The sequence below is a fragment of the Tardibacter chloracetimidivorans genome, assembly GCF_001890385.1.
Classification (GTDB): domain Bacteria; phylum Pseudomonadota; class Alphaproteobacteria; order Sphingomonadales; family Sphingomonadaceae; genus Tardibacter; species Tardibacter chloracetimidivorans.
This window is the reverse complement of the sequence record NZ_CP018221.1, coordinates 744,578-764,717: the sequence shown is the minus strand read 5'-3', so window position 1 is coordinate 764,717 and position 20,140 is coordinate 744,578. Positions and strand designations below refer to the sequence as shown.

The 20,140-nt window shown below is 61.3% G+C and carries 32 protein-coding genes; 31 read left to right on the top strand and 1 reads right to left on the bottom strand.

Annotated elements, in window-relative coordinates; all coding sequences use genetic code 11:
- Window positions 1–141 precede the first annotated feature (141 nt).
- The 31 genes from BSL82_RS03940 (at window position 142) to BSL82_RS03790 (ending at window position 19,644) form a co-directional block, all read left to right on the top strand.
- Window positions 142–1,311 (top strand): glycosyltransferase family 4 protein, encoded by a 1,170-nt coding sequence (locus BSL82_RS03940; RefSeq protein ID WP_072598580.1) that lies wholly within the window; start codon window positions 142–144, stop codon window positions 1,309–1,311.
- A 152-nt stretch (window positions 1,312–1,463) separates the two neighbouring features.
- A complete protein-coding gene (locus BSL82_RS03935) occupies window positions 1,464–2,264 on the top strand; it encodes an FkbM family methyltransferase (protein WP_158010673.1) in 801 nt (266 codons plus the stop codon).
- A gap of 455 nt (window positions 2,265–2,719) precedes the next feature.
- Window positions 2,720–5,323: a DNA-directed RNA polymerase gene (locus BSL82_RS03930; RefSeq protein WP_072596132.1), complete on the top strand. Its 2,604-nt coding sequence runs from the start codon at window positions 2,720–2,722 to the stop codon at window positions 5,321–5,323.
- A gap of 351 nt (window positions 5,324–5,674) precedes the next feature.
- Entirely contained in the window at window positions 5,675–6,337 is a 663-nt protein-coding gene (locus BSL82_RS03925) for a DUF2815 family protein (RefSeq protein ID WP_072596131.1), read from the top strand.
- Entirely contained in the window at window positions 6,321–6,761 is a 441-nt protein-coding gene (locus tag BSL82_RS03920; protein WP_072596130.1) for a GxxExxY protein, read from the top strand. The genes BSL82_RS03925 and BSL82_RS03920 overlap by 17 nt, the downstream gene beginning before the upstream one ends.
- Before the next feature lie 24 nt (window positions 6,762–6,785).
- The gene (locus BSL82_RS03915) at window positions 6,786–7,247 is read left to right on the top strand and encodes an N-acetylmuramoyl-L-alanine amidase (protein ID WP_226998609.1); all 462 of its coding nucleotides are present in this window, start codon (window positions 6,786–6,788) and stop codon (window positions 7,245–7,247) included.
- Between the two features lie 89 nt (window positions 7,248–7,336).
- A complete protein-coding gene (locus BSL82_RS03910; RefSeq protein ID WP_158010672.1) occupies window positions 7,337–7,522 on the top strand; it encodes a hypothetical protein in 186 nt (61 codons plus the stop codon).
- A 15-nt stretch (window positions 7,523–7,537) separates the two neighbouring features.
- Entirely contained in the window at window positions 7,538–7,759 is a 222-nt protein-coding gene (locus BSL82_RS03905) for a helix-turn-helix domain-containing protein (protein WP_072596128.1), read from the top strand.
- A gap of 51 nt (window positions 7,760–7,810) precedes the next feature.
- Window positions 7,811–8,116 carry a hypothetical protein gene (locus BSL82_RS03900; protein ID WP_072596127.1) on the top strand — a complete coding sequence of 102 codons (306 nt, stop codon included), beginning with the start codon at window positions 7,811–7,813 and terminating at the stop codon, window positions 8,114–8,116.
- A 267-nt stretch (window positions 8,117–8,383) separates the two neighbouring features.
- Window positions 8,384–8,773, top strand: a complete 390-nt coding sequence (locus BSL82_RS03895; RefSeq protein WP_072596126.1) for an SPFH domain-containing protein — start codon at window positions 8,384–8,386, stop codon at window positions 8,771–8,773.
- Window positions 8,774–9,049: 276 nt separating this feature from the next.
- Window positions 9,050–9,283, top strand: coding sequence for a hypothetical protein (locus tag BSL82_RS03890; RefSeq protein WP_072596125.1), 234 nt, complete (start codon window positions 9,050–9,052; stop codon window positions 9,281–9,283).
- On the top strand, window positions 9,273–11,021 hold the full coding sequence (locus BSL82_RS03885; protein ID WP_072596124.1) for a DnaB-like helicase C-terminal domain-containing protein: 1,749 nt from the start codon (window positions 9,273–9,275) through the stop codon (window positions 11,019–11,021). Before BSL82_RS03890 ends, BSL82_RS03885 begins: the two co-directional genes overlap by 11 nt.
- A gap of 12 nt (window positions 11,022–11,033) precedes the next feature.
- Entirely contained in the window at window positions 11,034–11,609 is a 576-nt protein-coding gene (locus tag BSL82_RS03880; protein WP_072596123.1) for a Gabija anti-defense Gad2 family protein, read from the top strand.
- A gap of 51 nt (window positions 11,610–11,660) precedes the next feature.
- Entirely contained in the window at window positions 11,661–11,867 is a 207-nt protein-coding gene (locus BSL82_RS03875; protein WP_158010671.1) for a hypothetical protein, read from the top strand.
- Window positions 11,864–13,807, top strand: coding sequence for a DNA polymerase (locus BSL82_RS03870; RefSeq protein WP_072596121.1), 1,944 nt, complete (start codon window positions 11,864–11,866; stop codon window positions 13,805–13,807). The genes BSL82_RS03875 and BSL82_RS03870 overlap by 4 nt, the downstream gene beginning before the upstream one ends.
- Window positions 13,808–13,999: 192 nt before the next feature.
- Window positions 14,000–14,641: a hypothetical protein gene (locus tag BSL82_RS03860; protein ID WP_072596119.1), complete on the top strand. Its 642-nt coding sequence runs from the start codon at window positions 14,000–14,002 to the stop codon at window positions 14,639–14,641.
- Window positions 14,641–14,895, top strand: a complete 255-nt coding sequence (locus BSL82_RS03855) for a hypothetical protein (protein WP_072596118.1) — start codon at window positions 14,641–14,643, stop codon at window positions 14,893–14,895. Before BSL82_RS03860 ends, BSL82_RS03855 begins: the two co-directional genes overlap by 1 nt.
- Window positions 14,885–15,112, top strand: coding sequence for a hypothetical protein (locus tag BSL82_RS03850; protein ID WP_072596117.1), 228 nt, complete (start codon window positions 14,885–14,887; stop codon window positions 15,110–15,112). The genes BSL82_RS03855 and BSL82_RS03850 overlap by 11 nt, the downstream gene beginning before the upstream one ends.
- 22 nt (window positions 15,113–15,134) lie before the next feature.
- A complete protein-coding gene (locus tag BSL82_RS03845; RefSeq protein ID WP_072596116.1) occupies window positions 15,135–15,542 on the top strand; it encodes a hypothetical protein in 408 nt (135 codons plus the stop codon).
- Window positions 15,539–15,691 carry a hypothetical protein gene (locus tag BSL82_RS20345; protein ID WP_158010670.1) on the top strand — a complete coding sequence of 51 codons (153 nt, stop codon included), beginning with the start codon at window positions 15,539–15,541 and terminating at the stop codon, window positions 15,689–15,691. Before BSL82_RS03845 ends, BSL82_RS20345 begins: the two co-directional genes overlap by 4 nt.
- On the top strand, window positions 15,688–15,993 hold the full coding sequence (locus BSL82_RS03840) for a hypothetical protein (protein WP_072596115.1): 306 nt from the start codon (window positions 15,688–15,690) through the stop codon (window positions 15,991–15,993). The genes BSL82_RS20345 and BSL82_RS03840 overlap by 4 nt, the downstream gene beginning before the upstream one ends.
- Entirely contained in the window at window positions 15,993–16,316 is a 324-nt protein-coding gene (locus BSL82_RS03835; protein ID WP_072596114.1) for a hypothetical protein, read from the top strand. Before BSL82_RS03840 ends, BSL82_RS03835 begins: the two co-directional genes overlap by 1 nt.
- Window positions 16,313–16,681 (top strand): hypothetical protein, encoded by a 369-nt coding sequence (locus tag BSL82_RS03830; protein ID WP_072596113.1) that lies wholly within the window; start codon window positions 16,313–16,315, stop codon window positions 16,679–16,681. The genes BSL82_RS03835 and BSL82_RS03830 overlap by 4 nt, the downstream gene beginning before the upstream one ends.
- The gene (locus tag BSL82_RS20340; protein ID WP_072596112.1) at window positions 16,681–16,872 is read left to right on the top strand and encodes a hypothetical protein; all 192 of its coding nucleotides are present in this window, start codon (window positions 16,681–16,683) and stop codon (window positions 16,870–16,872) included. Before BSL82_RS03830 ends, BSL82_RS20340 begins: the two co-directional genes overlap by 1 nt.
- Entirely contained in the window at window positions 16,869–17,075 is a 207-nt protein-coding gene (locus BSL82_RS20335; protein WP_072596111.1) for a hypothetical protein, read from the top strand. The genes BSL82_RS20340 and BSL82_RS20335 overlap by 4 nt, the downstream gene beginning before the upstream one ends.
- A complete protein-coding gene (locus tag BSL82_RS03815; RefSeq protein WP_072596110.1) occupies window positions 17,072–17,866 on the top strand; it encodes a hypothetical protein in 795 nt (264 codons plus the stop codon). Before BSL82_RS20335 ends, BSL82_RS03815 begins: the two co-directional genes overlap by 4 nt.
- 19 nt (window positions 17,867–17,885) lie before the next feature.
- A complete protein-coding gene (locus BSL82_RS03810; RefSeq protein ID WP_072596109.1) occupies window positions 17,886–18,269 on the top strand; it encodes a DUF6197 family protein in 384 nt (127 codons plus the stop codon).
- A 71-nt stretch (window positions 18,270–18,340) separates the two neighbouring features.
- On the top strand, window positions 18,341–18,499 hold the full coding sequence (locus tag BSL82_RS03805) for a hypothetical protein (protein WP_226998608.1): 159 nt from the start codon (window positions 18,341–18,343) through the stop codon (window positions 18,497–18,499).
- Between the two features lie 14 nt (window positions 18,500–18,513).
- Complete coding sequence (locus tag BSL82_RS03800; RefSeq protein WP_072596107.1) at window positions 18,514–18,717, top strand: hypothetical protein; 204 nt, start codon at window positions 18,514–18,516, stop codon at window positions 18,715–18,717.
- Window positions 18,707–19,417 carry a dATP/dGTP diphosphohydrolase domain-containing protein gene (locus tag BSL82_RS03795; protein WP_162274374.1) on the top strand — a complete coding sequence of 237 codons (711 nt, stop codon included), beginning with the start codon at window positions 18,707–18,709 and terminating at the stop codon, window positions 19,415–19,417. Before BSL82_RS03800 ends, BSL82_RS03795 begins: the two co-directional genes overlap by 11 nt.
- Window positions 19,414–19,644, top strand: a complete 231-nt coding sequence (locus BSL82_RS03790; RefSeq protein WP_072596105.1) for a hypothetical protein — start codon at window positions 19,414–19,416, stop codon at window positions 19,642–19,644. The genes BSL82_RS03795 and BSL82_RS03790 overlap by 4 nt, the downstream gene beginning before the upstream one ends.
- A gap of 65 nt (window positions 19,645–19,709) precedes the next feature.
- On the opposite strand, the gene BSL82_RS03785 is transcribed toward BSL82_RS03790, so the two are convergent.
- Entirely contained in the window at window positions 19,710–19,982 is a 273-nt protein-coding gene (locus BSL82_RS03785; RefSeq protein ID WP_158010668.1) for a hypothetical protein, read from the bottom strand.
- Between the last annotated feature and the right edge of the window lie 158 nt (window positions 19,983–20,140).

The window sequence follows — 20,140 nt, the reverse complement described above, 5'->3', positions numbered from 1 at the left end:
ATAACGGGATTCCTTTGCTACTGTTTGGCTCGCTGTCTCCGGGGTCGCGCAGGAGGAGGCGGTGACGGGACCGTCGGGTCGGGCCAGCATCGGCGCAACCCCTGTCGGCGGCTGCCGTCCAACATGGGTCGGGGGACCTGGATGCAGAAGGTTGAAGGCGGGACGGAAGACGCGCGTGGTTTCGCCATCGCGATCGTCCTGTCGGGCATTGGCGCGGGAGGGACCGAGCGGGTTGTCAGCATGCTGGCGAACCGGCTGGCGCGTAACGGCTGGCGGGTGACGATCATCACGCCTGAGGCGACGGATGCGCAATCCTATTATCCATTGGATTCCAGCGTCGATATCGTCCGCTTGGGGCTGCCCGCCGCTCGCTATGGACGTTTCCGGGGAAGATGGGTGGCGATCCGCCGGATCCTGGGCTTGCGCCGCGTTTTCGCCAGGCTGAAACCGGATGTCATCCTGAGCTTCCTCACACGCACCAACGTCCAGTCGCTGATGGCGGCGGTGGGCATGGACGTGCCGGTGATCGTGTCGGAGCGCAACAACCCGGCGATGCAGGAGGTCGGGCCGAACTGGAACCGGCTTCGCTCGCTCTTCTATCCCCGCGCGCATGGCTTGGTCGTGATGACCAGCGGGGCCTTGTCGTTCTTTCCCGAAAGCCATCGGCGGCGAAGCTGGGTCATCCCGAACTTCGCGACCTTGCCCCACGGTGTCGTCGCCAGGCGGGACGGCAAGGTGCTGACGGCGGTTGGCCGGATGGTCCATCAGAAGGGGTTCGATCTGCTTCTCCAGGCGTTCGCCCGGATCGCGCGTCGCTTTCCCGACTGGACGCTTGCGCTGTGGGGCGAAGGCCCTGAACGCGAGACGCTGGAGCGTCTGGTGCATGGCCTCGGGTTGGAGGGTCGGGTTCATTTCCCAGGCCTAAGCCAGCGACCGGGCGGCTGGATAGAAAGCGCAGACGTCTTCGTCCTTTCCTCGCGGTACGAGGGCTGGGGTATCGTGCTTCTGGAAGCGATGGCGGCGGGGCTTCCGGTCGTATCTTTCGATTGCCCATGGGGACCGGCGGAAATGGTGGAGCATCGCCAGAACGGCCTGCTAGTCCCGCCGGAGGATGTCGAGGAACTTTCCAGGGCAATGGCGTTGTTGATGAATGACCCGGCCTTGCGGGACCGGCTGGCCCAGGCCGCCAAGTCCGACAGCAGGCGCTTCGAGCCGGATCGGGTCCTTTCCCAATGGGAGGATGTGCTGCTTCAGGCCGCCGTCCATCGGCATTCCGGATCGACGCAGCGCCGACTTGCCCCCGCCGCATAGCCTGCTTGCGAGGATTGGAGCCAAGCTCTCTACCCATGGGTCTTTTGGGAATAGGTCCAAAGCCTTCCGCAACCCTGTCACCATGCCAGTGACAAAGTAGTCGATTCCTGTTTTAGCTGATAATTCTAAGCGGATTTAGCGGGGACATTTCAGTGCTTAAGAAACGCATTCAGGTATATGTAAGGGAAAATCGGCGCTCCAAGCTCTTGGCTCGTGTCGCCCGCGCCTGTGACGCTTATCTCTGGTACTTCCACAATCAGAACAACTTTGACTTTGAGTGCAATGGCGAACGCCGAGTCATGGAGACGGTCAACAGGTGGAGACAAGGACTTACCGTTTGGGATGTAGGGGCGCACACCGGGGAATGGGCCACGGTCGCTCGACAGCGTCTGGACGGAGCAAAATTGGTTAGCTTTGAAATTGTTCCACGTATTCATGAGCAGCTTGCGGACACGGTGGAACACCAGACATTCAACTGCGGGCTTTCCGATCAAGACGGAACGGTTTCCGTGGCGTGGTCCAAGGATTTCGACACCAGCAACTCGATCAATCCTCGTGTGGGCTCAAAGTTCTTTGACGGCAATGTGGAAATGGTCGAATGTCAGGTTGTTCGCGGTGATCGGCTGATCGAAGAGGGGCAAGCTCCAGCGCCGCAGTTCCTGAAAATCGACACTGAAGGACATGACGTTGCTGTACTGCGCGGCCTGTCCAGGCTCGTGGCCTCCGAAGATGCTCCCTCCATAATTCAGATGGAATACGGGGAAACCTATCTACCGGGCGGATTCACACTCAAGAACATCTACGACATTCTTGAGCCACATGGGTATGCTATTGGCAAAGTCTACCCAAATTACGTCGATTTCAGGCCGTATGAATATAAATTGGACGATTTTCGGCTCGGTAATGTCGTGGCGGTGAACGATCCGAAACTGCAGGCCGCCTTGGGGGCGTAACAGCGTGGATCGCGGCAGGCCAATGTCGGGCGAAACATAGGACCGATATGAGTCTCATTCAGGCCGCCGCCCATCGGCATTCCGGATCGACGCAGCGCCGACTTGCCCCCGCCGCATAGCCTGCTATAGACCCGGCTCATTGACGGGCCCGGGCGGGCGTGGCGGAACTGGTAGACGCGCTGGATTTAGGTGCCTGTAACCCCATGTGGGATTATTGCCGAGTGTGGAATATCCCATATCGGCAAATATCAGCGGCTTAAGACGTTAACGACCGGATGGCCCGCTAAGTGCCTGATCGGCCTCCATTGGGGTTCCAGTGGAGGCCATCTTTTTGCCTCCGGTGCGTCTCCCCCTTTTGGGCTAAATCTTTTTGGCAGGTCCCTCTTGCCTTCAATCCTCGCCGGATGTAGTCATTCCACAACCGGCGATAATCCCACCTCGGAAGGAGAGCAAAATTGTACCTTGATGATACAAGAGACGTAGAGTTCAGCCTTGAGGATGCGGCCCTTTCACTGGGGGCTGAAAGGTACCGAGAAGCCCAAGAGCGCAAGGCCAAGCGGGAAGGCTTCGAGAAGACCGACGCGGTCGCCAAGCTGATCAAGGGGGCCATCCCCCTGGTCGCTGCCGGTCTCCGAAAGTGGATGGAACAGGCGGCGGTGGCCAAGGGGCGAAAGTCCGTGGCCTTCAAGCCCCTTCAGCTCCTGGACGCTGACCTCGTGGCCTACGTGTCGCTGAGCCGGACGTTCCACCACATCGCCAAGGGCGGCAATCTCCAGGACATTTGTGAGGACATCGGCAACAACATCATGGTCGAGCTGGAAGGCCGGGCGATCATGGAGAAGGACAAGAAGGCGGCCAAGCGCTACCTGGCGCTCGCCGAGGGAGAGGCCAAGGAAACCGCCAACGCCAGGCGGCACGGAAAGATCGCTGAGGCCCTCGGCGTTCAGCTCAAGTGGCCTCGCGACCGGAAGGCCCTGACGGGCGGTGCGGTGCTTGGCGTCCTCCTGATCGAGCTGAAGGACATCTTCCTCCAAGTCAGCATCCACCCCGACAAGCCGAAGGTCGTGCAGCTCACCGAAGAGGCCGCCGAGCTTCTCAACAGCATGGTCGACGCCGCCGCTTGGCTTCGTCCGCTCCACCAGCCCATGCTGACCTCTCCGCGCCCTTGGGTCTCGTTCCACACCGGCTGCTACGAGGACGTTCGGCTCTCCAAGACCGTCCCGCTCGCCAAGGTCAAGAGCAGCGCCCACCGCCAGGCGATCAGCAAGGCAATCACCGAGGGCAAGATGGACATCGTCCTGGAAGCCCTGAACGCGATCCAGGAGACGCATTACGCCATCGACACCCGCGTCCTGGAGGCCGTCCTCTGGACACGTTCGGTCGGCGCTCGGCCCTCTCCGTCCTTTCCGGCCTCATCGCTCCCTGAGATGCCTCCCAGGGCCTCAGACGAGGCGTGGGCGGCGATGACCAAGCGGGAGCGGATTGCCCTCGCCAGGCAGCACCAGAACCTTAGGAACATCCGGCAGGCCGCTGGCGTCGAGGGGGCGGTCTTTGCGGTGGACATGGACACCGCGCAGTTCCTGGCGGAGCAGGGGGGCTTCTACATCCCCCATAATCTGGACTGGAGGTCCCGCGTCTACGCTGTGCCCTACTTCAACTTCCAGAGGGCCGACCACATGAAGGCGCTCTTCCAGTTCGCCGAGGGCGTCCCGCTGGGGGCCAATGGCGGCGACTGGCTCATGATCCACCTCGCCAACTGCGGCGACTTCGGGAAGGCCTCCAAGAAGCCCTTCGCCGAGAGGATCGCCTGGGTCCGGGAGCATGAGCTGGAAGTCCTGATGTACGCCCGAGACCCCCAGGGCACCTTTCTCGACGACAGCGAGCTGGGAGGATGGTCGAAGGCCGATAGCCCGTTCTGCTTCCTCCAGGCCTGCTTCGAGTATGATGCCTGGATGCAGTCTGGCTTCTCCCAGGACTTCGTCTCGCATATCCCCATCGCGGCGGATGGGAGCTGTTCGGGCCTTCAGCACTATTCGGCGATCACCCGCTCCTATGAGGAGGCGCACCACGTCAACCTGGTGCCTCGGGACACGGTCGGCGACATCTACCAGCTGACGGCCGAAGCCGCCCTTCCGACCCTGAAGATCGCGGCGGACAACGGCGACGTCTACGCCCAGCGCATCCTGGAGGTCGGCTTCGGCCGCTCAGACGTGAAGCGGAACGTGATGACCTACTTCTACGGGAGCGGAAAGTTCGGAATGCGCGATCAGCACATGAAGGACACGATGCAGCCCCTGGCCGATGAGGTCGCCTTGCGGAAGCGGGAGCAGCACCCCTACGAGTTCGACGTGCAGCGAACGGACAAGGACACCGGGGAGATTTCCCTCCAGGCGGACGGTGGCTTCAACTGCGCTCAGGTCCTGGCGGCCCACACGTACCAGGCGGTGGTCAGCGTGGCCCCCAAGGCCGATGAGGCAGCCAGCTGGGTCCAGGCGGTCGCTGCGATCCTCGCGCACGAGAGCCTCTCATTGACCTGGACGTCGCCCACAGGGATGCCAATCATCCAGCGGTATAGTGAGTACACCTCCAAGGTCGTCAACACATGGCTTTATGACCGGAAGGTCCTGGTGCCCACCAGCACCGATAAGGTCGACGCTGCCGGAAACGTCTTGACGCGGGTGACGATGCTGGTGCGCGAAGCACCCACCAAGCGGATCAACAAAAAGAAGATGCGGTCAGCCTCCTCACCGAACGTCATTCACTCAATGGACGCTGCCCACCTCCAGCTTTCAGTCGTCCGCGCGAAGGAGCAGGGCATCAGGCACTTCGCCATGATCCATGACAGCTTCGGCACCCATGCGGGCAATATGGACCTCTTCGGCCGGGTGATCCGGGAGGCCTTCATTGAGATGTACGAGGGATACTGTCCGCTTCAGGAGATCGACCGCCACGCCCGCTCGGTCCTCTCGGATGAAGGCATCGAAAAGCTGCCCCCAATCCCAACCAAAGGCGACCTTGAACTCAGCCTGATCCGCCAGTCTCTATACGCATTTGCCTAGCCTCTACACACCCGGCAACAATCGCCGAGTGTGCATTAGTGCAGACGTATGCACATCTACCTCCCAGGCCACCCAGTTCCGAAAGGTTCCGGGTGGTTTGCTTTTGGGGGACGTCACGAGCGACGGGAGGCTGCCATGTAGACCACGCGGCACACATAGCCAGCCGCTCAGTTACCACGGAATGCGGTCAAAAGAGTCCTCAAAGAGGGCGACGACGCCGACAGCGCCTTGTCGGACCAGGCGCGGATAGCCGCATTCCTTGGAAGCTGAGTTACCAGCTTCACCTTTCACCACACTCGGCGATATTTGCCGATCATAGCCTATCAGCACACAAGAGTTTCTCTAAACACCATGGCTAAGAAGCCACGCATTCAGGCCACAGTTGGCCCATTCGTTTTTGCCTATCCTCACCTGACCTCGCCGGACAGTGAGGGCCAGTACGCCGACAACAAGTACAAGGTCGACGGCATCTGCGATCCCGCATCCCCAGCCGCCAAGAGCGCTGAGGCAGTCATCAAGGACACCCTCAAGCAGTTCGGACTTTCAGCGAAGGGCACCCAGCTCCCGCTGAAGAAGGAAACGGCCAAGAACGACAAGGGCAAGCGGGAACCCACCGGCAAGCTCATGTTCCGTACCAATTCGCAGTACGCCCCGACCATCTGTGACGCGGCCGGTACGCCCATCCCCGAGAAGGCCCTCAAGAAGCTGAAGATCGGCGCGGGCTCGGAAGGCCTGCTTCAGGGCTTCTTCACGGATTACACCCGCACCGAGAAAATCCGCAACGCGGACGGCGAGGTCGAGGAGGTCGAGACAGTCGGCCTCAAGTTCACCCTCACGGGCGTCCAGCTCATCAAGCTCGTCAAGGGCGGTGGCCAGGGCGCGAACTTCTCTGCCTATGACGGCGGTGGGTTCACCTATGGTTCCGACGAGGACGATGACGACGACCTGAACATCGACGCAGACGACAGCACGGACGAAGAGGACACGGACGACAACGGTGGCCTCGACATCTAAGCCACGACGCAAGGCAGTTACCTGGCGATCCGGCTTAGAAGAAGCGAACATGCGGGACCTCGACGAGCGCGGGGTCCCGTACCGCTACGAAGAGGTCAAGGTCCGCTACCATAAGCCCGCGACCGACCACACCTACACGCCCGACCTGATCCTCAAGAACGGGATCATCGTTGAGACCAAGGGTATCTTCGACGTCGACGACCGAAAGAAGCACGAGCTGATCAAGGCCCAGCATCCTGGGCTCGATATTCGCTTCGTGTTCAGCCGGTCCAAGAGCCCGATTCGCAAGGGCTCCAAGACAACATACGCGGACTGGTGCACCAAGCGGAGCATCCCGTTCGCCGACAAGCTCATCCCCCAGTCCTGGGTGGACGAGCCCAACGACCCTTCGCGGCACAAGGCCCTCGCCAACGCCGCTGCCTGATCAATCCTGAAAGAGAGACCCTCAGTGACCCAACGCATCTTCGCGTGGCCGAAAGGCCGCCCCGTCCGCCCACGCCCTCATACCCGCTTCATCGCGGTCCACTGTGCGGCAACGCCCGAGGGGAAGCACTTCGACGCCACCGATATTGACGGCTGGCACCTGAAGCAGGGCTGGGCAGGCATCGGCTATCACTACGTCGTCCACCTGAACGGCTCGATTGAGACCGGGCGGCCTGAAGGCGCTATCGGCTCCCACGTCGCCGGGCACAACAGCGAGGCGCTGAGCGTGGTCTATATCGGAGGTGTTGATCGAGACGGCCACCCGAAAGACACCCGGACCCCCGAGCAGAAGGACGCCCTCAAGCAGCTCCTCCGCAGCCTCAAGGCCAAATACAAGGGCGCTGTGATCCAAGGGCACCGGGACTTCCCCAAGGTGGCCAAGGCCTGCCCTTCGTTCGATGCCAAGGCGGAGTACGCCAACCTGTGAGTTTCGACCGCCCGCCGCGCCTTGACCGCCCCGGCTCTCATAAGCGCGTTCAGTCCCTCGTGGCCCAGCTAGATCACCTAGCGGCCGACATGACGGACGAGCAGCTGGAGCAGGGGATGGTTGAGGCGCACAAGGCCTGCATTGAGGCCTATCGGCACATTGAAGACGCCTACACGGCCTACCTGACGCCGTCTCACCGCTACTTCGCGTTCGAGAGGGCGCTCAACCAGCGCCGCCTTCGAGCAGCACACCCCGACGTCCCGTTCTCCAACTGAGAAAGACCGACGAACATGCCCCATCTGACACCACGGGCCAAAGAGGTCCTCGACTATCTCCAGGCCAAAGGCACCGCATCGCCGCGTGAGGCCCTCCTGGACATCGACATCAACAGCGGCTCGTTTACACGCCGCATCGCTGAGCTTCGGACGGCCGGGTACAAGATCGAGTCCGCGTTTCAGGCCCATCCTGTCAGCGGTCGCCAGTACAAGCGTTACACCCTGGTCCTCGACTGAGGGCCGATTGCCGTTCCGGCTCATCCAGAAATCATAGAAAGGTAAAGGCCCATGGCCGAACCCGCAGACCTCCAGCTCGCCATTGAGGCCTTCAACACCGCCGTCGAAGCCTATGTGGCTGACGCAACCCCAGGCCTCGACAAGGTCTCCCTGACGCACGATGGCGTGACCGTCTACTTCAACGAGACCGGCCTCGCTTCGGCCGTCCTGTCCACCGGGGAAGCTCTCCAGGACGCGGTCAACGCTCTTGGCGTGGCCGTTGCCGCTGATGCCGATGGCGTGACCAAGTTCGTCGAGCTGGACGGCTACGACGCCCAGATTGCGAACGGCGTCCTCTATCAGCTCCGTCACGACTGATCGAAGTCAGCAGCCCCCACAGAGGCTCAGCCCGAGGGGATAAGTGCAGGACGATATAGGTTCACCGTATGGGAACCGCTGCCGGTCCTGACGTGCTGCCCAGCGCGAACCAACGGGCAGAGGCATTCTAGAAATCCGCAGCTGGTGGAAGCCCAGCACACACAGACCCCAGCGCTTGAAGCTGCACCCCGACCGGGGACGTTTGAATAACCTTCGACGTCCCCGGTTTTTATCGACTGCCGTTTTCCCGCGAAGAAAGGTTCCAAGATGCCGGTTGTTATCATTCTCCTCGTGGCCCTCCTCTCCTTCGGGGGCGTCGGGGGCTGCATGGCCTTCTATCCGCAGTACAACGTCTATTCCTCCCGGATGGCCGGACAGGCCCAGCTCGCTGAGGCCGAAGGGAACCGCCAGATTGCTGTCCGCGCCGCAATGGCGAAACGCGACAGCGCCAAGATGGAGGCGGACGCCGAGATCATCCGCGCCAAAGGTGTAGCGGAAGCCAACCGCATCGTGGCCCAGGGCCTCGGCGGTCCCGAGGGCTACCTCCGTTACCTCTACATCAACAACCTCGAAAACTCGAAGGGACAGATCATCTACGTCCCGACCGAAGCGGGCCTTCCGATCCTGGAAGCAGGCAAGCGCCCCCGCCCACAATAACCCAGTCGTGGGACCGTTTACACACGCACAGACGGTCCCACTTCATTCCATCGGATTTCCGGTGGCTCCTGAGGGCTTTCCTCCCTTTCACCTCAGGGGCCTCCAGAGGTCCGTCCTCAACATGATTGGCATCGGGAACAACGGTAGCGTCCCGGCCCAGGCGTCCGCAGCCTGTCTGAAGGCGGACTGAGGAACTCAGCTACATATCCGTAAAGCGCTGCGCCCCAGCGGGTGAAAGGCCCGCACACACCAGATTCCACATCATCGGAGAACACAATGGCCCGCGCCAGCGCTATCTGGATCGTGGTTGAGCCCGACTATGACGGGGACGACATCGTTGCTGCATTCACAGTGAAGCACGAGTGCGTCTCCTACCTGCACCGCTCAAAGCACACTTGGACCGGCAGGGTCCGCCACGTCATGAAGCTCGCCGATGGGCAGCCGGACGCTTCGGTCGAGGATTTCGGCTCCGAGACCGCCTTCCTCAAGGCCTGCGGCCATGGCGGCTGACTACGAGAAGGACACCAGCGCCTTCCTCCAGCACGAACCGTGCCCAGAATGCGGCTCCAGGGACAACCTCGGCCGCTACGCGTCTGGAAGGGCTCATTGCTTCGGCTGTGGGTACTGGGAGACAGCTGACGACGCCTATCAGCCCCGAGCGGGCCACCAACAATCACAACGGAAACGCATGTTCGAAGCTATCGCCGGGGAGGTCGTCTCAATCGCCTCTTCCTATGGCATTGATGAGAAGACCTGTCGCGCCCTGGGCATCAAGATCGTCCAATGGAGCGTGAAGGTCCCCGACGAGGACGGAGAGCCCGTTAAGCTCCCCCGCAAGGGCTGTCTGTCCTTCGACTATCACGCGCCTGACGGTGCCCTCTGGGGCCAGAAGATCAGGTACAAGCTGAGCGATGCCGACAAGGAGCGCTTCGACCTCGACAAGACCTTCTCGTTCCCTCACGCCGAAGGCAAGCCGCCCCTGTGGCTCATGCACAAATGGGGGCCAGGGTGCGACACGCGCTCTCTGGTCATCTTCGAGGGCGAAGGGGACGCCGCAGCCTACTACCAGCTGACTGGGGGCAAATACCCAGTCGTGTCGATCCCAACCGGCGCGAAGGGCTCCGTCGACGTCCTCAAGAACCATTACGAATGGCTGGACCGCTTCGACAAGGTCGTCCTCCTGTTCGACGCCGACGAGACGGGACGCGAATGGGCCAGGAAGGCCGCAGCGATCCTTCCGGCCGGGAAGGCCTTCATCGGAGAGATACAGGGCCACAAGGACGCCCGGTCGGCCCTGATGGCTGGAGATGGCCGGGCGATCACCAACGCTTACTTCAACGCCGAAGAGTTCAAGCCGGACGGCATCTTCACGGTGGCGGACCTGAGAGCCGACGCACTGAAGCCGGTCGAGATGGGCATCCCCTGGTGGAGCCCGAGGCTGACCAAGTGGACCTTCGGCCGCCGATGGGGCGAAACGTACCTGATCGGGGCCGGGGCAGGGGTAGGCAAGACCGACTTCTGCACACAGTCCATCTGCTTCGACGTCCTTCAGCTCGGCATAATGACGGCCGTGATCTACCTGGAGCAAACCCCAGGCGAGACGGTCAAGCGGGTAGCTGGAAAGTATGCCGGGCGTCCTTTCCATATCCCCATGGAGGAGGGCGGATACACCCAAGAAGAGCTGACCGAAGCTATCGACGCCCTGGACAATAGCGGCAAGATAATCTTCGGCGGAAACTTCACGGCTTCTGCATGGGCGGACATCAAGTCCCGCATTCGGTACCTCGCGGTCTCGAAGGGCGTGAAGATCGTCTATCTGGACAACCTCACGGCGCTGATCGACCCGACGAACGAAAGGGCCTCAGTCGAGACCATCGTTAAGGAGATCAGCCTCCTCGCCCAGGAGCTGGGAATCATCATCATTGTGGTGAGCCACCTGGCGACCCCCGAGGGCAAGCCGCACGAAGAGGGCGGCCGGGTGATGCTGAAGCACTTCAAGGGCTCCCGAGCCATCGCCGCCTGGTTCCACTACGCCTTCGGGCTGGAGCGGGACACGCAAGCCGACGATCCCGAGATGCGTCAATACAGCACCCTCAGGTGCGTGAAGGACCGATACACCGGACGGGCGAACGGCAATACCATGTGCCTCAAGTTCGAACCCGAGACCGCCCAGCTAATCGAGAGCGAGTTCCCCGAGCCCAAGACGGACGGGGCCAGCTTCCCGCCCTACGAGGGCGACGACTTCTAGGAACAATTCAAAATGGAAATCCCTGCCGCCTACGCGGCCACCCTGGCGCACGTCTGCGCCGTATTCCCTGGCTCCCTCCTCGCTGGGGGATGCCTCCGTGACCTCGACAACGGCCGTCCAGTCAAGGACATCGACATCTTTGCCCCAAATGCTGGCTCATCTTTCGAAGAAGTCCGCGAGAAGGTCGGAAAACTGGTCCCAGACTCCGCTCTTATTGGAGTAATGGGCGGGTACGAGAACTGGGCCACTGAAGAAGTCCTCGGGGTCTTTGACATCGCAGGACCGCACAGCGACTTTCAGCTCATAACGCTCAGCTCTGGACAGGACAGCATTCTTCCCCGCTTTGATTTCGGTATCTGCCAAATAGCTTCAGACGGGATCAATGTGTTCCGAACGGATGCTTACGTCCGCGATAAGGCCAACGAGACCTTTACTCTCGTTCGGTGCGATGATGCCGCTCAGTACGACCGGAGCTCGAAGCGCTTTCAGCGCCTTTCCGAGAAATACCAAGGCTGGCAGTTCGTCGACCCGTCAGCGCCTGCGGCCTACGCGGCCCTTATCGACGGCCTAAACGATCTTCAGCCCTAACCGGACAGACCCACTAGCCTCCAGCGAGAGGCACAAGGACCTACAAATACCATGACTACCCCACCGCCCATGCAAGACTGGGAGGTGCAGACGATCATGTCCCGGATACGGGGCAAGACTGACAGCATCCTTCGTCAGCAGGCAGACGCCGACGCTGGCAAGTTCACCACCCTCGGGGCCGCTCTCGGCCTCCAGCAGCTCCGCAGGGAGCGTAAAGTCCTCCAAGCCCAGCTCCCGCCCCTGAGGATCGTTCAGTGACTGGGGGCCGCTACGTTTTCGACATTGAGACGAACGGCCTCCTGGACGCCGTCTCGGTCATCCACTCCGCTGTCGCCATCAACATCGACACGGAAGAGGTGCTGGACTTCAAGCCCGCTGAGATCGGGAAGTTCCTGAAGCTCTATCAGGACGCCGAGCTGCTCATAGGCCACAATATCATCGGCTATGACTGCGCGGTGATCGAGAAGCTCCACGGCATCCCGGTCCCGCCAGCTGAGAAGCTGATCGACACGGTCAATCTGGCCAAGCTGGTCTTCAGCGACATCAAGGCCACGGACTTTCCACTGGCGAAAGCCTGGAAGGCATACAAGGCCAAGCTGGAGCAATGGGAACTCCAGAACCCGGATCGTCCCTATCCGTACAAGAAGCCCAAGGAGTTCCCCGGCCAGTTCGTCGGGCTCCACAGCCTTGAGGCCTGGGGCTACCGCCTCGGTACCGAACGCAAGGGCGACTACGCCAAGGAGATGAAGGCCGAGGGCCTCGATCCGTGGGCCGAATGGAACCCCCGGATGCACGAGTACATGATCCAGGACGGCAGGCTCAACCTGGCGCTCTATCGGTACCTCGTCGACCAGGGCTTCAGCGAACAGGCCATGAAGCTGGAGATGCGCGTCCAGCGCCTTTGCAGTCAGATCGAGCGCAATGGCTGGCCCTTCGACCGGAAGGCCGCTGAGGAGCTTTACGCTAACCTCTGTGCCGAGCGGGAAAGCCTCAGCCAATCGCTCCGCTCGCTCTTCCCGCCCTGGACGGTACAGCTCGACGACTTCATCCCGAAGCGCGACAACAAGACCAAGGGATACAAGAGGGGCGTTCCGGTCGAGCGCTTTGAGACCTTTGAGTTCAACCCGTCTTCTCGGGACCATATCGCCGACCGGCTGAAGGCCAAATACGGATGGGAGCCCAGTGAGTTCACCGACAGCGGCAAGCCGAAGGTGGACGACGAGGTCCTCTCGAAGCTCAAGTTCCCCGAGGCCAAGCAGTTGGCCCGGTTCTTCCTCATTCAGAAGCGCATCGGCCAGCTCGGCGAAGGCAACAAAGCCTGGTTGCGCCTTGTCACCAAAGAAGGGAAAATCCATGGACGCTACAACACCAACGGCGCGGTCACAGGCCGAGCGACCCATTACGATCCCAACAAGGCGCAAGTTCCCTCAGTGGGTGTTGAGTTCGGGTGGGAGTGTCGAGCGCTTTTCACTGTCCTCCCTGGCTGGAAACAGCTCGGCGCTGACCAGTCCGGCCTAGAGCTTCGCTGTCTTGGCTCCTTCATGGCCGCCTTCGACGGCGGCGCGTACATCAAGGTGGTTCTCGAAGGGGACATCCACTGGGAGAACGCCAAGGCGCTGTTTGGCCTGCCGGACGACACTGTCCGCGACGAAGCGGCCCACCCGGAGCATAAGAAATACCGGAACGTAGCGAAGACCTTCATCTACGCCTTCCTCTACGGTGCCGGAGACGCAAAGCTCGGTTCGATCATCGGTAAGGGAGCAAAGGCAGGGGCACAGCTCCGCGCCCGGTTCCTGAAGAAGTTCCCGGCGCTCGCCAAGCTCATCGCGGCTGTGAAATCCGCAGCTAAGAAGGGATGGCTGAAGGGCCTGGACGGCCGGAAGATACCCGTCCGATCAGAACATGCGGCGCTCAATTCGCTGCTTCAGTCGGCCGGTGCCGTTATTTGTAAACAATGGATCGCCGACGCCGAGGACGCTCTCATCGCGGCCGGGCTCAAGCACGGCTGGAACGGGGACTTCGTGTTCCTGGGCTGGATTCACGACGAATTGCAGGTCGCCGTCCGCGAAGGCCTTGAGGACAAAGTGAGTGCTATCCTTATCGAAACTGCACGTCGGGCCGGGAATCCCTTCCCATCCTGGCGATGCCCCACAGACGGAGAGGTCAAGGTCGGCCTTAACTGGGCCACTTGCCACTGATCAGGTGCTTCCAGTCCTCGAAAGAGCCTGGAAGTCACCCTTCACGACCCGATCCGACTTCTCACGAAAACACACAGATGAAATCGCAGTGGCTGCTTGCCTCGGATTGATAACAGTCCGCGACGACAGGCACTCATGGGGCCGAGTCTGGAGAATAACCTCCACCGGCCTCCTTATGCTGGAGAACGCATAATGAATACTATTCCAGTTGCCCAGAAAATTGAGTTCGCCGACGAGACCACCATTGCGGTTCCGTGCCGTGTAAACGGTACCTACCGGATCACGGTCGACACCGCCGACTTCCTGAGCTGGCTTGAGGGCGCTTCGCTTGAAGAGGCCTTCCCGTACCTCTCCGCCCCTGAGCGCAACGTCCTGATCGGTGGCCCCACGCCCGCGCTGCTCGAAGCAACCGCCCGTGAAGACGACGAGAACACCGTCCCGGAGAGCCCAGAGGACCAGGCAATCGCCGAGTTCATGCGGGAACGTGAGGAGCTGAAGCTGGAAGCGACGGGATGGCGGGAAGTCGCCAAGCTGATCAACGACACGGCGACCGAAATCGTTGCCGATGCTCACGCCCAGATCGCTGCCCTCAAGGAGGAGGTCCGCCGCGTATCCGACAAGGCCGAACGCCAGCGCGGCGCTCTCAACGGCCTCACCCGCCTGCACGACGAGAACACGGCGATCATCCTCCAGGCCTCCCGCTACGTGGGCCAGGCACGGGAGCTGCTCGGCGAGCTGGGAATTGTCGTGGAGACCGATGAGAACGGCTACCCGTCGCTCTCGGTCGACCTCCCGGCGATCACCAACAAGCTGGCGGAAATCGCGGGCATCTGATGCTTCCCTGGCTCCGCAGATTCGCCGGGGCCATCAAGCACCTTCTGACCACAAAGGACGGGGAAACCTACGCCCCGTCCAGGGTCTATTGGTGCCTCGCGGCCCTTCAGTTCCTCTGTCTCTCGGCATGGTCCGTGGTCGGGCAGGGGCAGGCGTTCAACCACACGGACTTCGGCACAGGCATGGGGCTCATCCTCACGGCCGGTGGAATTGGCGTGTGGATCACCCGGAAGAGCGAGCCCGATGAAGATTGATTACGTCCCTGTAGTCATCCGCGTCGATGCCACGGCCGCCGAGTGTCCCACATGGATGCGGCGGTTGCACGGGGAATACGTCTCTCCAGGTAAACGCGGGCGCTGGACCAAGGACATAAACCAGGCACAAGTATTCAATCGGAAAAATATCCCCTTCAGCGAGTGGGACGCGCCCTGTTTCCGGGTGGTTCCTGTGACGATCCAGCCCGTTTCCTAATCCTCCAAGAAGGATACCCGATATGATCTCATTCCTGACGCCTAAGATCGGCGCTGGGCTCGCTGTGATCGCCACGGCCGCCAGCGTCTTTGCATGGGTCCAGTCCGCCCGCCTCACGGCCGCCAATGACCGCATCGTCTCCCGCGACCGGGAAATGACGACGATGCAGCAGCAGCTGAACGTCCAGGCGACCGCACTGGCCCAAAAGGACGCTGTGATCCGACAGCAGACGACCGGCCTCGACATGATCCTCAAGGCCCGCTGGCAGGATCGCCAGGCCTACACCGCCAACCTCTCGGCCGCTGATGGCCGCGCAAAGTCACTCACCGCCCAGGCGGACAGGCTGATCGCTCTCAAGGTGCCTCAGGGCGATGAGGTCGATCAGTGCCGTGCGGCCCGTGAGCTGCTTGAGAAGGAGCTGATGGAATGATGAAGCCCGAAATAGTCCAAGTCGAACGCCGGGAATATGAGCGTCTGCGCCGCTCCGAAGAAAAGCTCCTCGCCCTAGAAGCTGGAGGTGTGGACAACTGGGACGGCTACGACTGGGCCATGGAAGCTCTGGGGGAGGACGACCAATGAGCGTTCAACGGTACGTCTTTCGCTACAAGCCGCACGAGACCGTCGAGAGCTACAGGACGAAGTACGATCAGTACAGCTGGCTGGAGCATCTCCCCCCTGAACGACGGCAGGTTCGGGCAGAAGAATCCTACGGCCTACACATCGCCACCTACGGAAGCCGCCCCTATGAAAAGGAGGGAGGCGGGCTCACCACGGAGCTTTCCGAGGCCAAGCTCATAGGCTGGCGGTCGGCTAAAAAGTGGAAAGCAATGGCCCATCGTGGCGACCTGCTCCCCGCGAAGATAGTCCTGGAGGTCGAGTAATGAACACCTCCTGGCAGGACGTCGCCATCCTGGCGGTCCTCTCCCTCCTGATCATCGCCCTGACGATCCTGGGGGCTTGCACAGCGCCACCCAAAGTCAACCTCCCGTCACCTCCCGCCGAGACGGTCACCGCAAAGGTCGCCGTCCCCGTGGACTGTGAGATCGAACAGGTCCCGGAGCCGACTTACCCGCGCCCGGCAACCTCAGACATCTTCACGCTGGCCAAGACCATCGCAGCGGATCGCAAGGTCCGAATGGCTGACCAGGAGCGGCTCCGCGCCGCGAACAAGAACCCATGCCCCGCAAAGGAGCCAAACGAATGATCGACTTCAATAAACCCGTCCGCACCCGCGACGGACGCAAAGCCCGCATTGTTGCTACGGACGCGGCTGGAAAGTTCCCGGTGGTCGCCCTGGTCACTGGGTACGATGGGAACGAGTACCCCGACACATTCCTCCTCTCTGGCAGTTCCTACAGCGGGCTCGACGAGAGCAGCGAAGACCTCGTCCAGGTCCCGGAGCAGCGGCGGCGCTATTTCAATGCCGGTGATGCCTACCCAGCGGCCAGCGGCGCTGCGACCAGGTACGGACGGGACAAATGGGACGTCTTCGAAGTGATCGAAGAGGACGGTGAGATCGTCTCGACCCGGCGCATCCCCAAGGACAGCCCGGAGCTGGTGGAGGCCTAATGTTCCTCCGAGAACCCTGGAAGCCCCCGCCCGGCGCAACCTCCTCCTACGAAGTCCGCTACCAGAGAGGCCGAAAGCCTTTCGCCACCCTGGCCGAGGCCCGAGCCTTTGCCGTGGAACAGCGGGCGCTGGAGGAGGGCTGGGCGTCCATCAATCAGATTTTCTCTATCGAGATCGAGAAGAAATCATGAGCATCCTCACCATTCTCACTTGCATCCTCCTGGTCGTCCTGATCGTCGCTTTCTCCGGCCCGCTCCTCGGCCTGGTCCTCCTCGTCTGCGGCTTGCTGGCCTTGGGCATCATGTGGTTCGTTGCGTTCCTGGTCGACGTTCTCGGCAAGGCTATTGCGGCCGTCCGCTGGGTGTTCGTCCACGGGGACAACCGCTACCCGTGACGCAGCTACTGATCGACGCCGACTTCACGCTCTTTCAGGCCTGTTCGGCCGTGGAGCGCGAGGCGGTGTTCACCAACGAGGCTGGGGCTTCCGTCCACATCCTCAACAGTGCCTTCGACGAGGCGCTGGATACCTTCGAGCGGCAGGTCCAAGGGCACATCAAGCGCCTGAAGGGCGAAGAGGCCGTGCTGGTCTTCTCCGGTCCCAACAACTTCCGAAAAGAAGTCTGGGAGGACTACAAGGCAAACCGAAAGAGCGTCCGAAAACCCCTCTGCTATTGGCCGATCATTGATCACCTTAGGGCAGACGGAAAGTATCGCGTAGTCTCCGAGGATTGCCTTGAGGGCGACGACTACATCGGTATTCTTGCCACCCGCCAGTCGCCGGTCGACCGGGTCATCGTGTCCGAAGATAAGGACATGCAGACACTTCCGAACGTCAAGATATGGCGGCAGGACAAGCTGGTCGAAACGACGCCCGAAAGCGCCGAGGAGTTCTGGCTCTACCAGACGCTCATGGGCGACAGCACGGACGGCTATGCAGGCTGCCCAGGCATCGGCCCCAAGTCAGCCGAAAAGGTCCTGATGCAAGCCGGTGATCCCTGGGAGAATGTCCTCCAGGCTTACCGCGCCGCCTACGCCAAGGACAAAGACCCGTCGAAGTCCAAGTGGCTCGGCCGGACACCTGAGGACCTGGCGCTGCTCAACGCCCGCCTGGCCCGCATCCTTCACCACACTGATTGGGACAGTAAGGCCCGCAGGCCGATCCTTTGGGAGCCGCCTGCCGCCTAACAGAAAGAACAAATCGAACATGGTTGAGACGACACAGCAGAAGACGACCGTTCAGGTCCTGAAGGAAGCCAAGCAGCTCCTGATCGACAAGGGATGGACGCAAGGCAACTACGTCGGTTTAACGGATGAGGGACTATATCCCCGCAACCTCGACGAGGTGCTTTGCGCCTGTGGTCATGGGGCCGTTTGCCTGGCTCAGGGTGACTTAGCGTTCATGCGTATTGATTCTCCAGCCCACAAGGCCCTGGACGCCGCTGCCGGTGAATACTTCCCGCACTTCAACGACAGGATGGGCCAAACGGTCGAAGAGGTCCTGGCCGTGTTCGATAAGGCCATTGCGGCCGAAGAGGCCAAGGTCTCTGAAGCCCTGACGTCCCCGGCCGGGCGCATCGACGTTATCTGATGATCCCGACAGTCCGCGCAAAGCAACTGGATGACACCGCGAGGAACCTCCGGTCGCTGGCGGCTGGTCTTATGGCCTCAGGCCAACCTATCGAGCTGATGGTCCACAGCCCTACCGGATACCCAGAGGGCAAGCTCTACCAGTTCAGCCAGGTAACTGCCCGCGATCTTATCGACGACGCGGAAGACTTCGAGCGAGCAGCCCAGAAGCTCCGCACAATCTACAACTGAGGAAACCAGCACCCATGAGCGATAACGCCCTGATGAGCCCAAAGCCTCCCCAGGTCCTGGACGAGGATGACTTCGACACCCTGACCGTGATCGACATGGGTGACGCGATCAGTCTCGGCCAAGTGACCGAGGACGATGACCTCCATGACGTGATTATCGGGAAAGAACAGGCCAAGCGCCTGATCGACCTCCTGAAGGAGTTCGCGGATGAGCAATAAGTGCAGCGCCTGTAATCGGCGGCCCACGGCCTGTCAGTGCGATAGGGTGGAATGTCAGCGAGAGACGGTTTTTCCTATCGACACCTCAAAGCTTCTGGAGCTGGAAGATGGAACCCCGGTTGTTTTCCACAGGATGAACAGAGACAGCTGGGCCGACCCAAAGATTTGCGTCAAGTATTTGGACAAAGGCCGCATTGTTTATCGGCACTTTGATTCAGAAACTGGCGACCACGTCTTCGGAGGTTACCCCCGCCTACGGAACGCCAAGCGGACGGCGAGCATCGGCGTGGGCCTAACGCTGACGCCCACCTCCTTCTCTCAACAGCCGTCGCTCCCCGACGACGCCGCCAAGCGCCAAGAGTACCCCATGGCCGAAGGCCTCCTGGACTACTTCCCGAACGCCTTGGCCGAGGTGGCCCGTCTGTCCCATGCCTCAACCGCCCAGCATCACCCGGAGAAGGGGATGCACTGGGACCGCGACAAGTCGACCGACCATGCCAACAAGATCATGCGTCACCTGGTCGACCGTGGGAAGCTGGACGACAAAGGGCTACGCCATTCGGCCATGGTGGCCTGGCGGGCTCTGGCGATGCTTCAAGAGGAGCTGGAGCAGGCGGAGGGCTACCCTCTGTCCCGCGCGTCCCGGAAGGCCCCTGTGGAGCGATTTGTACGGGATATAGCCGAGGAGTTCGTTCTGTGACGCTCTTCCGCTCTCTCCGCCTCCTTCTGGCCGTGGCGGTCTTCGTCTGCGTCCCGGTGATCCTTCTGGTCTCGTCGGCGCTGGCCGTCCTGTTCCTCCATGCCTTCTGGATTTGGGCTTCGTTCCGTTGGACGACGCCTGGGCTGGCCATAGGCTACCCGGAGGCGTTCGCCTTCGCGGTGGAGGACGTTCTGGACTTCCTCGACTGGTGGTTCATGGACGAATAGTCCGCCACACCAAATAGCAAACCCCCATAGCCTCTTAACGGGCCTTGGGGGTTTCTTTTCGACCTTCAGGCTGCTCGTCGGAACGAATGGCCTCCCATCTGCCCGGAAAGTGGGTCAGGAGAGGCGATCCGCTCTTCAGACTCCTTTGGTAGCCCCGAGGGCCATTGAGCCTCCATGAGGCCTCCCAGGGCATTCTGGAGCATCTTCCACATATCAGCCACGGTCAGATTGACGGCTTGGGGTTCCCCGTCGACCTCCTGGCGCACAATGTACATTCCGTCGCCCATGTTCTCGGCGACACCTTCCGACAGCGGTACACTCAACATATTCGTCACCATCAAGACACCTCGGCTCTCGCTATGATCCACACACGACCCGCATGTTCGCGGTTTGTTCCCATACGCCAGCCCGGAGCATGTAGGACAGTGCGAAAATGTCTCACATGCTTGGGGTTAGCGTTTCGCGCCACACGCTGCCCATCCCCCGCTGGGCCTCA